The sequence below is a fragment of the Thalassospira sp. ER-Se-21-Dark genome (assembly GCF_017922435.1).
GTDB lineage: Bacteria > Pseudomonadota > Alphaproteobacteria > Rhodospirillales > Thalassospiraceae > Thalassospira.
Genome location: NZ_VDEZ01000001.1, coordinates 837585 through 851316, shown reverse-complemented (window position 1 = coordinate 851316; position 13732 = coordinate 837585). Strand labels below are relative to the sequence as shown.

The following is a 13732-nucleotide window of genomic DNA, read 5'->3' as shown; positions in this document are numbered from 1 at the left end:
GAGATTGACCTGCTATTCCGCAGCAATAAGGTCACTCGTCCGTTGATTTTCCGGCAATGACATATCGTGCCGCAGCTTGGCCCGTAGTTCGTCAATCGAACGGATGCGTTTGATCTCGTCAAAACAGGCTTCACCCTGGATGTGGCTTTTGCGGATCAGGGCCATCCATTGTTTGATGCGTCCGGCCTGATGATTTTCCGACGCACCATCTGACGCCATTAGATCGCAATAGGCCAGCAACATGGACAAAACATCCGCCCAGCTTTCCTTGGGAAGGTGTGATCCGCCTTCAAATGCCTTGATCCGGTTGGCAAGGTCCGGGGCGGCAATGGCACCCCGGCCGATCATAAAGCTGTCGCAGCCCGATATATCGCGGCATTTCTGATAATCCGCGACTTCCCAGATTTCGCCATTCCCGGTCATGCCGATTGAAACGGCCTCGCGAATGCGCGCGAGGTATTCCCAATGCGCTGGCGGTTTGTAGCCTTCCATCTTGGTGCGCGCATGCACGGTCAGGTGCTGCGCGCCACCGGCCTCAACCGCACGCGCGATATCAAGGAACATTTCCTTGTCGGAATATCCAAGCCGGACCTTCGCACTGACCGGGATATGATCCGGCACCGCACGGCGCACAGCGGCGACGATTTCATAAAGGTTTTCCGGGCATTTCAAAAGCGACGCACCGGCTTCGCGCTTGTTCACGGTCTTGGACGGGCAGCCAAAATTGATATCAATGCCCGGCGCGCCAAGCTCAACCGCGACAACCGCGTTTTCGCCCATCAGTTCCGGGTCATGGCCCATCAGTTGAACCAGAACCGGCACCCCCGAAAGCGTCTTGCCGCCGTTCAAAAGTTCCGGGCAATAACGATGAAACACGTGTGCCGGAAACAGGTTTTGCGACACCCGGATAAACTCGGTCACGCACAGGTCGAACCCGCCGGCAGCACTCAGCAATTGCCGAACGCGCCAGTCAACAAGTCCTTCCATCGGTGCCAGCACCAGGTGCGTCATCGGGTTTATCCAGTTTCAGAAAATCAGTTGGCGCGTTTTACCACAAACCGCCCAAACCTGTCGGTGAAAAATCACAGATCAGCCTTGCCGTCCTGCGCGCTCTCGCGGCGAAATACGGCAGAAATAGCGCATTGCTGACACGGTTTCAGCGAAATTGAGGGCTAGCTTTGAACCATCAAAAACAACAATGAAAGGGCATAAACATGCTCTATATCTTTGAAAGCGCGCTTGATGAAGTCGAAGCGGTCTCGCGCGAAGCCCGTGAAAAACTTTCCGGCCTTGAACAGGTTTTGCAATCAACCTCCGAAAGCATCCGGGTCCTTCAGGAACGTCTTGAACAGACAGCCGGTTGATACTTTCGGATCATTCTTGATCCATGTCTTTGAATTTACACATCGGTTGGTCCATGCTGGGTGTTATGTTAACCAGCGTGAATGTTGCCGGTGCCCACGGTGCCAAAGTAACGTCGCCGATACCAAAACAAAGAGGATTGCAGGATGCTGTATATCGTAGAAAAAGCCCTGGATGAGCTCGAATCCGTCCCGACCGAAAAGCGCGAAGGCCTCAAGCATCTTGATCAGGAAATCAACGATGCGGTCGAGAAGCTTAAAATCCTGAAAGAAAAGCTGAAAGCTGCCGAAAACAAGTAAGCCAGCTTTAGCTCTATGTTTTAAGAGGCCGCGCGTTTTGTGCGGCCTTTTGTTTTGCCTATTTCGTGGCGATTTTGATCAGGCCCAATAATTCCTCGACCGCAGCCGTCGGGTTGGTGGTGCCAGATAGGACATCGGCCTCAAGTGCCTGAATTCTGCTTGCCACGTCATCACGTGCGGTAAAGGTTTCAAGCAACCGGTCACGCAACATCGTCCACATCCAGTCATGTTGCTGGCGGGCACGCTTGGCGGCAAATTCGCCTTCCTTTTCCATCACGGTGCGATGCTGGTTGATCAGGTCCCATATGTTATCAAGCCCGTCATTGATCAGGGCTGAAACCATCACGGATTGTGGGCGCCAATGTTTGCTGCTTGGCTGCATAATCCGCAAAGCTGAGGAATACTCACGTTTGGCTTCGCGCGCCTTTGCCGGGTCGGCATCGGCCTTGTTAACCGCGATCAGATCGGCAATTTCCAGAACGCCTTTCTTGATGCCCTGAAGCTCATCCCCCGCACCGGGCAACATGAGAACAAGGAAGAAATCCGTCATCTGCGCGACCATGGTTTCGCTTTGTCCGGCCCCGACAGTTTCGACCAGAACCACATCAAAACCGGCCGCCTCACACAGCAGGATGGTCTCGCGCGTCATGCGATTGACCCCACCCAGATAGCCGCTGCTGGGCGATGGGCGGATATAGGCATTGGGATCGATCGAGAGTTCGTTCATTCGGGTCTTATCCCCCAGAATGGAACCGCCGGATCGTGCACTGGTTGGATCAACCGCCAGCACGGCGACTTTTTTGCCTGCCTTGGTCAGGTTTTTGCCAAACGCCTCGATAAAGGTTGATTTGCCCACACCGGGCACACCGGTAATCCCGATGCGCTGCGATCCGCCCGTTTCGGGCATCAATTCGGCCAGAACCGCCTGCGCCTGTTCGAAATGTTTGGGATTGCGGCTTTCGACCAGGGTGATCGCGCGTGACAGAATCGTGCGGTCGCCTGCCAGAACACCCTTAACGATTTCATCGGTTGAAAGCACACGTCTGCGCACGGCCTTGCGCGGGCTGACCGTGCCGCCCGAGCCTCCGGGTATGGTGCGCAGTGTTTCTTTCACCAGGCGTTCCTTGAACTTTTGGCGCGTCTCACGCCAGCAAAGCGTTACGTCGTGGCGGGGAAGGGCCCTCAGGCCGCTTCCTCACCAGACTGATTAAGCTTTTCTAGCAGGTCGCCAGCCGCTTCGGCAATGACCGTTCCGGGCGGGAAGATCGCCTCGGCCCCGGCTTCGAACAGTTTGTCGAAGTCCTGCGGCGGGATCACGCCCCCGGCAACAATCATGATGTCTTCACGGCCAAGCTTATCAAGCTCTGCGCGCAACTGTGGCACAAGGGTCAGGTGGCCGGCGGCAAGCGAACTGGCACCGACGATATGAACATCGTTTTCCACTGCCTGTTTGGCGGCCTCTTCCGGGGTCTGGAACAGCGGGCCGATATCGACATCAAAGCCAAGATCGGCAAAGGCAGTCGCGATCACCTTCTGACCCCGGTCATGACCATCCTGACCCATCTTGGCGATCAGGATACGCGGACGGCGGCCTTCATTGGCCTCAAACTTCGTGATCAGGCGATCAACCTTGGCCAGTGCCTCGTTATCGGCCCCGACTTCGGTTTTATAAACGCCGGAGATCGACCGGATTACCGCCTGATGACGGCCATAGACCTTTTCAAGCGCATCGGAAATCTCGCCAACCGTGCATTTGGCACGGGCCGCTTCGACGGCGAGTTCAAGCAGGTTGCCATTGCCAGCATCGGCGGCATTGGTCAGCGCGGTCAGGGCACTTTCAACTGCTGCGTTGTCACGCTCAGCCCGCAGGCGTTCGAGTTTGGCGATCTGCTGACGGCGGACTTCGGCGTTATCGACCTGAAGCACATCCACCGGGCGATCATCGGTGACGCGGTATTTGTTTACACCGACCAAGGTTTGACGGCCGCTATCGATGCGGGCCTGCGTGCGGGCTGCGGCTTCTTCGATGCGCATTTTCGGAATGCCGGCTTCAATCGCCTTGGCCATGCCGCCCTGTTCTTCGACCTCGGCGATATGCGCCCATGCCTTTTCCGCCAGATCACGGGTCAGGCGTTCGACATAGTATGAACCACCCCACGGATCGATGACATTGGTGGTGCCGCTTTCCTGCTGCAGGAACAGCTGGGTGTTACGCGCAATCCGGGCCGAGAAATCGGTCGGCAGGGCCAATGCCTCATCCAGTGCATTGGTATGCAGCGACTGGGTGTGGCCCTGTGTGGATGCCATCGCCTCAACACAGGTGCGGATGACGTTGTTAAATACGTCTTGGGCGGTCAGCGACCACCCCGATGTCTGGCTGTGGGTGCGCAGCGACAGCGATTTGGGGTTTTGCGGATCGAACTGTTTGATCAGCTTGGCCCAGATCATGCGGGCTGCACGCATCTTGGCGATTTCCATGAAGAAGTTCATGCCAATCGCCCAGAAGAACGACAGACGCGGCGCGAATTTATCAATCGGAAGGCCCGCCGCCTGACCGGCACGGGCATATTCGATGCCATCCGCCAGGGTATAGGCGAGCTCCAGATCGGCCGTCGCACCGGCTTCCTGCATGTGGTAGCCGGAAATCGATATCGAGTTGAATTTCGGCATGTTTTGCGAGGTAAAGGCAAAGATGTCCGATATGATCCGCATCGAGGGCTTCGGCGGATAGATATAGGTGTTGCGCACCATGAACTCTTTCAGAATGTCGTTCTGAATGGTGCCCGAAAGCTGTTCGTGCTTCACACCCTGTTCTTCGGCGGCCGCAATATAAAGCGCCATGACTGGCAGAACAGCACCATTCATGGTCATGGAAACCGACATCTCATCAAGCGGGATGCCATCAAAAAGGGTGCGCATGTCATAGATGCTGTCAATCGCCACACCGGCCATGCCAACGTCGCCTGCTACACGCGGATGATCACTGTCATAGCCGCGGTGGGTCGCAAGATCGAAGGCAATCGAAAGCCCTTTTTGCCCGGCGGCTAGGTTGCGGCGATAGAACGCGTTGGATTCCTCGGCGGTGGAGAAACCGGCATATTGGCGGATCGTCCAGGGACGCTGCACATACATGGTCGGGTAGGGGCCACGCAAAAACGGCGGCATGCCCGGCATGGTACTCAGGTGATCAATCCCGTCCAGATCCTTGGGGCCGTAGGATGATTTGACATCAATGCCTTCGGGCGTGGTCCAGGGCGTGCTTTCAAACGGGTCCTTGGCACCGGCGGACGCGCCATCAAACAGCGGAAGGTCGGAGAAATCAGGAATGCGGGTCATGGTTATTTCTCCCCCTGTTTGCCAAGAAGATGATCAAGTGCGGCACCACAAATGGCAAGGACATCGGCCCCGACAAAGACAAACTCGTCAATGCCGGCTGCTTCGTAAGCCGACTTCGCATCACCCGGCTGGCCCGCAAGATAAACCATGCTGGCCCCTTTGGATTTCAGCGCCTTGGCAACATCCGCTGCCATGTCGGCATATTGCGGGTCCGATCCACAAATAATGGCGATTTTCGCCCCACTGTCGCCAAAGGCGGTTGCGACATCATCAGCAGTGGCAAAGCCGTTATTGGTGATTGCCTCGATCCCGCCAGCTTCAAAGAAGTTACGCGCGAAGGTCGCACGTGCCGTGTGCTGGGCGACCTTGCCAAGATTGGCCAGGAAGACCTGCGGGAAGGAGCCGGTCTTTGCCTTATGCGCATCAGACCGCTTGCGAAGCACCTCGTAACGTTCAGCAAGGCGATGGGCGGGCAGGGCGCCGATACATGTTGCTGCACTGGTGCCATAAAGATCGGTAAACATATGCCCGATGGTAGCGCCTGCGCGGGCGGCCTCAATCATGGCGCTCAGGCTTTTGCCGACCGTGCCATCAAACTTGGTTTGGCGGGCTTTGGCATCTGAAATGATCGCCTCAAGGTCCGGCTTTTCGCAGGTTACTTTGGCTTCTGTGATGTTGGGGAATTCCGACACACCGGTCAGCGGATCACGACGGGTCGACAGGCGTTTTTCACGCGCGTTCCAGACGGTCTCGATCTCGGTCTTAAGGCTACCATTGGCAAGGGCACTAAGAATACCACCCGAAGATTCAAGCGACTGGAACTTGGACCAGGCGGCCTTCGCCAGTTCCTTGGTCAGGTTTTCAATAAACCACGAACCACCCGCCGGATCGATCACCCGGTGCACGTTGCTTTCTTCCTGCAAAATCAGTTGAGTGTTGCGTGCAATGCGGCGCGCAAAGCCATCGGGCAGGCCAATCAGATGATCATAAGGCAGGCAGGTCACACTGTCGGCACCGCCAAGACCGGCGGCAAAGCTGGTGACCGTGGTGCGCAGCATATTGACCCATGGATCAACCTTGGTCAGGGCCAATTCGGCCGAAACCGCATTGATCGTAATTGTTGCATCCTCGGCACCGGATGCCGAAAGAACGCGGCTCCACATCATGCGAAGGGCACGCAGCTTGGCGATCCCGGCAAAGAAGTCTGTGCCGACGGCAACATTAAACACCATCGCACCCGCGGCCTGATCAACCGCCATCCCCGCATCGGTCAGGGCGCGCAAATAAGTCACCCCGCTTGCCAGCAAACAGGCCAGTTCCTGACCATCGGTGGCCCCGGCATTATAATATGGCGCGCCATTGACCGAAATCGCCGTCGCCAGCGGGAACAGATCAATCAGCTCGACCGCAACGCTTGCCGCATGATCAACCGCGTCCTGTGCCCCACAGGGCAGGGTGCCGGTCGATGCCAGCGTGCCAATCGGATCCATGTTAAAGGCCGGTGCGGCTTCGTCGGCACCGTCGGTATTTGCAATATGTGCGGCCAACAGGGCCGCGGCCGGAACACCTGCCGCCCCGGCATCAAGTCCGACTGTGGCAAGGTTGGTGTAAACATCCTCAAGGGCGGCATCAAGATCGGCCAGACAATGAATGGCAATCCCGTCAACACCAACCTCGGCGGAACTGATTTCGCGCCCGGCCCGGGCAGCGGCATCAAGTTTTAGCGTGATCGAGGTAGCCCCATTTTCAAGATCCTCAAGGATCGCGGTATTGGTCGCCTTGGGATCGGGATGGGTATGAAGCTGGCGAATGTCCCACCCGGTGACGGTTTCGCGCGGCTCGACCGTGGCATTAAGAACTTCGTGGATCAGCCGGGTCGCGTCATCCTGATCGTCATTTGTATAGATCGGCTGAACGGAAAAGCCATCAAGCGTATTGGTGACAAGCTTCTTTTCGAACGGTGCCCCTTTAAGGGCCTCTTCGGCCAGCTTGCGCCAACTTGCATAATCAGCAGATGGAAATTCGGATGCGAGCTTTAGCGGGTCGGACATGGTTTCTCCCGGCTTGGTGTGTCCCGTCCTTGATGCGACTCCATATGGGGTCTTCATATGGCGTCGGGCACGGAACGTTGCCAAATTCTATTCTACTACGGATTCCCAGTACCCGGTACACCCCGCCCGGCCCATTTCATGCCAAGAAAACACCATCGGTATTCTGACTCGCGAGAAAGCCTGACAAAAAGGCCATTTCGCTTACAGTTGCGGGGGCAGTTCCGGGCTTGGCCAAAGTGCGCTAAGGCAAGGCCGCACCGGATTCCCGATCCTATTTTCCGGTCACATTCGCGACATGGCGGTTTATAGCACCTGTCCCTAATTCCGTAAATAGGCATGGAAATACCTATTTAGACGGATATCGACCCCGACAAATCAGGTTTCCGTAACGTTATGTCGGCGGAAACATTGGGGTTTTGCACGTCTGTTCGTGGTTTGCGCGTCACATGGTTCCGATCATTGCGGCCTTATACTTTCGCGGCACGGGTGCGAGATCGGGGTGAAGGCGGAACATTGCGTGGCAAAAATTTGGCGGGTTTAACCAATTTGACATTTTCGTCTGTCAGTTTGGACTTGTCCCAAAACTCGGAGTATCGCCATCCATGAACGCGCTCAGCGCCATGCCGTCGCAATTTTGTCCTGATGGACTGGTTGCGTTCGCCGACGACAGTCCCAGCGCCAAGGCAGCCCTTGAAACAGTGTTGCGTCGGGCAGGATATGACGTGGCCGGTTTTGATTGTGCCGATGATCTGATTGATCAGCTGGACGGGCTTTATCCCCGTGCCATCATCCTTGATATTGAAATGCCGGGTATGAGCGGCTTTGAAGCGTTCTGCGAAATTCGCCGCCGCTATCCCAACAGCCAAAACGTGCCGGTTTTCTTCTTCTCGGCCCATTATGATGCCGACACCCGCGCACAAGCCGATGCGCTTGGGGCGGCCGATTTCATCAGCAAGGACGCCAGCCCGAAAGTGGTGCTTGAACAACTCAATCGGGTGCTGGGTCATTCCATCAGTGCCTGCTAGCGGTGCTGGGAGACCAGCCCTGCCCTTGAACGGATCGCCACGCCCTGCCTTATGCAGGGCGTTGTTGTCTATGGGTCCTGTGGGGCTCCTCGCCAAGGGAAATGATGCTGTCTGCGGCCCCATGCACATGATAAAGCCGGTCTGTCGGCAAGGTGGTCGCCGGATCAATCGTAGGCTTCTTGGCAAGCCGATCATAGATCGGGGCCAGCGGCACATTCATCGCGTCAAACAACTGATCGTAACTTTCCAGAACGAAATAGGTTTTCTGGAAATCATCAATCGCATAATCCGTGCCCATGACGCGTTCAAGCTCGAACGCCACCCGGTTCGGTGTGGGATCGGTGACCGAATAGATGGTTTCGGTTTGCGATGACAACATGCCCGCCCCATAGGCGCGCAAACCATGCGGGGTCATGATCAGGCCAAACTCGACCATATACCAATACATCCGGGCCAGTTGTTTCAGGCCGCCCATCGCAATGGCCTCTGGGCCCTTGGCGCCATAGGCCGCCAGATAGTCGGCAAAGGTCGGGTCATAGAGCATCGGCACATGGCCAAAAAAGTCATGGAAGATGTCAGGTTCGACCAGATAATCCATTTCCTCGGGCTTGCGCAGCCAGACCGTGACCGGGAACCGCCGATTGGCAAGATGGTCAAAAAACACATCATCAGGCACCAGCCCCGGAACCGCGACAAGATGCCAGCCTGTCGCCGCATGAAGCTTCTCGCTGACCCGGCCGAAATGCGGAATCTGATCCGCCGCATCAAGTTTCATCAGATTGCGAATGTAATCCTCAGCAGCATAACCGGGCAAAATGCGCGACTGGCGGTCATAGAGTTTGCGCCATAGTTCGTGCTCGGCCTCGGTATATGTGCTCCAGTCCTGATCGATGGTGTAGTCGTCATTGATGTGGCTGTAGTCACCACGCAGATCGTTTCCCTGATTCATGGCCGTCCTCTTTCGGGTTCTATTGCCGATTTACAAGGATCATTTTACATCAACTCTAATGTCATTTTCTGGCCAATAAGGCGTTCAAATCGGTTATGATGTGCATATTGTGACCTTGTTGGTTTGATTTGGGGTTTAAAATGACCGATGTGACGCTAAGCGCGACCGATATCCGGATATTGCAGGCCCTGCAAAAGGACGCCGCCATCAGCAATGTCCAACTGGCCGAAATGGTCGGCATGTCCCCATCGCCCTGTTTGCGTCGGGTCAAACAGCTTGAGGCATCCGGGGTGATCAAACGTCAGGTCGCCCTTCTGGATCGCAAGAAACTTGGCTTTGGGGTGCTGGCGACCATTCAGGTCCGCTTGCAAAGCCATACCGAACAGGGGGCGGAGGATTTTGCCCGCGCGATGAATGATCTTCCGGAAATTCTGTCCTGCTGGGCGATGACGGGACGGCAGGATTTTCTGCTGGTGTCCGTGGCGCGCGATATCGAAAGCTTTGGCGATTTTGTCACCCATCAGTTGCTTTCAATGCCCAATGTGCGCGATGTGCAATCCAGTTTGGTTTTGAAGGAATACAAGAACCTGACGGCCATACCATTGCCAAAAGGTGTTTAAAGGCAGCCCTCAGATGGCGGGCACATTCGCAGTTGCAAGATTTGCCATACTTGATTTTCCACCAGTGTTTCAGGCATAGACTGATCAACCCACCAAAGCCGGAGCTTTAAAATGCCTCAGTCAATCGCTGCCAACCCGATCCTTGTCGAAGCCACACGCGGCGATATGGTCGAAAGTTTCCATCGCGGCCGTTACGTCGTGATGACGTCTGACGGGACCGTGGTTGATCAGGGCGGTGATATTGATGCGCTGATGTATCCGCGATCTGCGATCAAGCCGCTTCTGGCCATTCCGTTTGTTGAAAGCGGTGCGGTCGAGGCCTTCGGGCTTGAGGACAAACACATCGCTCTTGCCTGCTCATCACACAATGGCGAGGAAGAACACGCCCAAACCGTCAAGGCATGGTTGGAGAAGATTGGCCTTTCGGTCGATACGCTGGAATGCGCCCCGCATTATTCACTCAGCCTGAATGCCGCGATTAAACAGGCGTCTGATCATGTGGGCCTGACCAAAGCGCACAACAATTGCTCTGGCAAGCATTCAGGGTTCCTGTCGACCGCACAGCAGCTTGGCGAAGACCCGGCTGGCTATATCGAAGAATCCCATCCGGTTCAGCAACGCCTGATCAAGGTGTTGGAAGAGATGGGTGATTGCGATCTGTCTTCGACCCCGCGCGGCATTGATGGCTGTGGCATTCCGGTGATTGGCATGCGGTTGCGTGATCTGGGCCTTGCCATGGCGCGCATGGCCGATCCAGTTGGCCTTGATGCCAAACGCATTGATGCGATCAAGCGCATCCGCAAGGGCTGTGCAAATGCCCCCTTCATGGTTGCCGGAACCGGGCGGTTTTGCACCGGGATCATGGAAGAATGCGGTGAAGATGCACTGGTCAAGGTCGGCGCAGAGGGTGTCTATTGCGCGGCCTTCCCCAAACAGGGGCTTGGTGTGGCGCTTAAAATCGATGATGGCACCCAGCGCGGGGCAGAGGTTGCGATGGGCACGATCCTGCGCAAACATGGCGTGATTGATGACGCCAAGGCCGAGGTCCTTAAAAAATACCTGACCCCGGTTCTGACCAACTGGGCGGGCAAATATGCCGGGGACTTGCGCCCGGCCTTCTGATCAAAACGGGGAACAGATGCAAAGCATTGCGGCCTATATCTTTGCAGCCATTGCCGAAATTGCCGGGTGTTTTGCCTTCTGGGCTTGGCTTCGATCCGGGAAATCGATCTTTTGGGTCGTGCCGGGTGTCGCATCCCTGATTGTCTTTGCCTGGCTTCTGACCCGGGTTGAGGCCGACTTTGCCGGGCGGGCTTATGCGGCCTATGGCGGTGTTTACATTACGGCATCGATCTTCTGGATGTGGGTGGTTGAACGCACCACACCCGACCGCTGGGATGTAACCGGATTGCTGGTTTGCCTTTTGGGTGCCGGGATCATCCTGTTTGCCCCGCGTTAGGTCTTGGTTTTCTCGGATTTTTCATCGGGCTTTTTGCCAGTGCGGTCTTCGGCGGGCAGAAGTACGCGGAATGTCGTTCCCTTTCCCATTTCGGTTTCAAACCAGATGCGTCCGCCATGGCGCACCGTGACGATGTCATGGGTGATCGAAAGTCCCTGTCCCGTGCCCTTGCCAACTTCCTTGGTGGTAAAGAACGGGTTGAACACCTTTGACCGGTTTTCCTTGGCAATACCGGTTCCGTTGTCGGAAATCGAAATCAGGATGCTGTCATCAAGCGACGTGGTCTTGACAGTGATGTGACCTTCTTCGGGTTTGCGCCCGGCCGCCTGAATGGCCTGTGCTGCGTTGACAATCAGGTTGAGGAAGACCTGATTGACCTCGTTAATGTGGCACGGAATATGCGGGATTTCCGGATCAAGTTCCTCGGTGATGTCGGCATTGTGTTTCCACTCATTGCGTGAAATCACAATCACGTTCGACAGGACCCGGTTGATGTCGGTGGTGGTTTTTTCCGTCCCGCCGGGATGGGAGAATTCCTTCATCGACAGGACAATGCGCGCCACCTGATTGATGCCATCAAGGGACTGTTGGGTGGCATGCGGGATTTCCTCAAGCAGAAATTCAAGATCGGAATCGCGCATTTGTCGGGCGAAATCCTCAAACGTATTGGGCGGCAAATTTGCACGGTTTTTCCACAAGGTCTGCAAGGCCAGACCAAGCATGCGCGAAAGCGCCCCGTAACTGTCATTCAGGAACTTCAGGTTGTCGCGGATATACTGGCTGGGCGTATTGATTTCATGCGCAATGCCGCCCGCCAGATGGCCAATCGCCTCAAGCTTAAGGGCCTCGCGCAAGTCTTCTTCAAGCTTCTTTTGCGCGACTTCCGCGTTCTTGCGTCGGGTGATGTCGCGGAAAATGTAAAGATAGCTCATCTCGGAGGCGAAATTGGCCGGACTTACGATGATTTCCATCGGAAAGCTGTCGCCATCAAGGCGCTGCGCCATGGTTTCGGTATAGTCATATTTCAGCACACCACTGCTGATATTGATGCAGCGGTTCAAAAGCTTGTGGCGCACGGTTGCCTTGCGATCAATGAACATGACATCGACCGAAGTGCCCAGAAGCTCATCGCCGGTTGCGCGCAGGATTTCGGCGGCTGATTTGTTGAAGTCCTGGATCATGCCAGTGGCATCAATGATCAGGATCCCCTCGACAACGCTATCAAGAATGGTCTTGAGCCGCTGGGTGGTTTCCTTCTTGCGCCGTTTCTGCTCGGTCAGTAGTGCGAGGAAACGCGCACGCACATCTTCGGGCGCATCAATTTCCATCGCAGCATCAAGCAAATCCGAGCCGGACGCGATATCGGCGGTGCCGCTCAGGATTTTCGGTGCATCAGTGCTGTCCTGGTCTTCGGTCATGAGCCCTCGCGTATCGTGATTTCTGGGTCCTGTCCGCCGCGTCTCACACGGATCGGTTCATGGAACTGATGAAGTTCCTGAAATACGCGCAACCGCTGAAGCTGTATCTCCGATACGTAGTTGCCGTGTGCCAAAAGCACTTGCCCCTCGCGGGTTTCGATATCTGTGAGCAGGAAATCACCCATGCGCAGCGCCTTCAGATAGATGTCATGCTCGGTCCCTTTGGGGTAGGCGACCTTGTCATAGGACGGATCTTCTTTGGCCAACAGGGCCTCGATCTTGTCGAGCAGCTCCGGGTCGTAGCGCTTTGGCTGGTGGCGCAACTCGTCAAAGTGCTGTTTGACGACAAGATCACTTTCGACAATTTTGCCAAGGTCGTTGAAAATCCGAAGGACCCGCGCACCCAACGGAATTTCCGTGCCAAGCGGGCCTTCGGCCGGGAAGCCCGATCCGTCAAAATTGCGGTTTTGCAGATAGACAATACCGGCAACTTGTTCCAGACGCGGGATATTGGAAATCAGTTTGCGCGCCACTTCGGGTGTGCGTCGGACCACGTCCCGTTCAAGCGGCTGAAGTGGCTTGTCCTCGCCAAGGCGGGAAAGGATTTCCGGCGGCAGGGAGACATAACCAATTGGCGCCAGCAACGCGGCCAACCCCAATTCCCACGGATGCGGATAGCCGATCTGTTTGGCAATGGTATCGCACCAAAGCTTGGCGCGCATCGCCTTGCCAAAAATCGCCGGATTGAGTTGTGCCAACACCTCGGTCAGGACCTTTACACTGCCCGCCAGGGTCTGTTCGATCAGCGCCTTTTCCGCGGTGATCAACTGATATTGGCGCAAGCCCGCCTTAACACCGGCAATCAGGTCCTCGTCCTCGCATGGCTTGTTGAAAAAGCGGAAAATATGCCCTCGGTTGATTGCTTCGACGGCGGTATGCTGGTCGGCATTGCCGGTTAGCATCATGTTGACTGTATCGGGGCTGAGTCTGGCAACCTCGGCCAGTAGCTTCACACCGTCCATGTCGGGCATGCGCATGTCGGCAACACAAACCGAATATTTGTTGCCCGCCTTGATTTTCTCAAGCGCCTGAAGCGGGCCGACCGCCGTGTCGAAATCGAACTTGCCGCGCAGCTTGCGCTTAAGTCCCATCAACAGGTTTTCATCGTCATCAACGAAGAGTACAGGGGGATTCTGTGTCATCATCTCTCTCC

General features: G+C 55.9%; 13 protein-coding genes and 1 riboswitch. Of the genes, 6 read left to right on the top strand and 7 right to left on the bottom strand.

Annotation, left to right across the window (positions count from 1 at the left end; genetic code table 11):
• Window positions 1-12: 12 nt before the first annotated feature.
• Window positions 13-1011 carry a tRNA-dihydrouridine synthase gene (locus FHI25_RS03720; protein WP_210515259.1) on the bottom strand — a complete coding sequence of 333 codons (999 nt, stop codon included), beginning with the start codon at window positions 1009-1011 and terminating at the stop codon, window positions 13-15.
• Window positions 1012-1214: 203 nt separating this feature from the next.
• Here FHI25_RS03720 and FHI25_RS03715 point away from each other — a divergent pair, with 203 nt between their 5' ends.
• Both FHI25_RS03715 and FHI25_RS03710 read left to right on the top strand, forming a co-directional pair.
• On the top strand, window positions 1215-1364 hold the full coding sequence (locus FHI25_RS03715) for a hypothetical protein (RefSeq protein ID WP_157097702.1): 150 nt from the start codon (window positions 1215-1217) through the stop codon (window positions 1362-1364).
• A gap of 144 nt (window positions 1365-1508) precedes the next feature.
• The gene (locus FHI25_RS03710; RefSeq protein ID WP_157097701.1) at window positions 1509-1661 is read left to right on the top strand and encodes a hypothetical protein; all 153 of its coding nucleotides are present in this window, start codon (window positions 1509-1511) and stop codon (window positions 1659-1661) included.
• A gap of 58 nt (window positions 1662-1719) precedes the next feature.
• Here FHI25_RS03710 and meaB read toward each other — a convergent pair whose 3' ends face one another.
• The 3 genes from meaB to FHI25_RS03695 all read right to left on the bottom strand — a co-directional run bounded on the left by meaB (window position 1720) and on the right by FHI25_RS03695 (window position 7048).
• Window positions 1720-2775, bottom strand: coding sequence for a methylmalonyl Co-A mutase-associated GTPase MeaB (gene meaB / locus FHI25_RS03705; protein ID WP_210515256.1), 1056 nt, complete (start codon window positions 2773-2775; stop codon window positions 1720-1722).
• A gap of 68 nt (window positions 2776-2843) precedes the next feature.
• Window positions 2844-4997 carry a methylmalonyl-CoA mutase gene (gene scpA, locus FHI25_RS03700; RefSeq protein ID WP_210515253.1) on the bottom strand — a complete coding sequence of 718 codons (2154 nt, stop codon included), beginning with the start codon at window positions 4995-4997 and terminating at the stop codon, window positions 2844-2846.
• A 2-nt stretch (window positions 4998-4999) separates the two neighbouring features.
• Entirely contained in the window at window positions 5000-7048 is a 2049-nt protein-coding gene (locus FHI25_RS03695; protein WP_210515250.1) for a methylmalonyl-CoA mutase family protein, read from the bottom strand.
• Window positions 7049-7183: 135 nt separating this feature from the next.
• Window positions 7184-7364: riboswitch (cobalamin riboswitch) on the bottom strand.
• A 286-nt stretch (window positions 7365-7650) separates the two neighbouring features.
• Between FHI25_RS03695 and FHI25_RS03690 the strand changes: the two genes are divergently transcribed.
• Window positions 7651-8073 carry a response regulator gene (locus tag FHI25_RS03690; RefSeq protein WP_008888386.1) on the top strand — a complete coding sequence of 141 codons (423 nt, stop codon included), beginning with the start codon at window positions 7651-7653 and terminating at the stop codon, window positions 8071-8073.
• 49 nt (window positions 8074-8122) lie between these two features.
• On the opposite strand, the gene phhA is transcribed toward FHI25_RS03690, so the two are convergent.
• Window positions 8123-9022 carry a phenylalanine 4-monooxygenase gene (gene phhA / locus FHI25_RS03685; protein WP_210515247.1) on the bottom strand — a complete coding sequence of 300 codons (900 nt, stop codon included), beginning with the start codon at window positions 9020-9022 and terminating at the stop codon, window positions 8123-8125.
• Window positions 9023-9162: 140 nt separating this feature from the next.
• Between phhA and FHI25_RS03680 the strand changes: the two genes are divergently transcribed.
• The 3 genes from FHI25_RS03680 (at window position 9163) to FHI25_RS03670 (ending at window position 11101) form a co-directional block, all read left to right on the top strand.
• Window positions 9163-9642: an Lrp/AsnC family transcriptional regulator gene (locus tag FHI25_RS03680; RefSeq protein ID WP_064779910.1), complete on the top strand. Its 480-nt coding sequence runs from the start codon at window positions 9163-9165 to the stop codon at window positions 9640-9642.
• Between the two features lie 111 nt (window positions 9643-9753).
• Entirely contained in the window at window positions 9754-10764 is a 1011-nt protein-coding gene (locus FHI25_RS03675; RefSeq protein ID WP_210515244.1) for an asparaginase, read from the top strand.
• Between the two features lie 16 nt (window positions 10765-10780).
• Window positions 10781-11101, top strand: coding sequence for a YnfA family protein (locus FHI25_RS03670; RefSeq protein WP_210515242.1), 321 nt, complete (start codon window positions 10781-10783; stop codon window positions 11099-11101).
• On the opposite strand, the gene FHI25_RS03665 is transcribed toward FHI25_RS03670, so the two are convergent.
• Window positions 11098-12519, bottom strand: coding sequence for an ATP-binding protein (locus FHI25_RS03665; RefSeq protein ID WP_210515240.1), 1422 nt, complete (start codon window positions 12517-12519; stop codon window positions 11098-11100). The two genes, FHI25_RS03670 and FHI25_RS03665, sit on opposite strands and share 4 nt — an antisense overlap.
• Complete coding sequence (locus FHI25_RS03660; protein ID WP_210515237.1) at window positions 12516-13721, bottom strand: HD domain-containing phosphohydrolase; 1206 nt, start codon at window positions 13719-13721, stop codon at window positions 12516-12518. The genes FHI25_RS03665 and FHI25_RS03660 overlap by 4 nt, the downstream gene beginning before the upstream one ends.
• Window positions 13722-13732 lie beyond the last annotated feature (11 nt).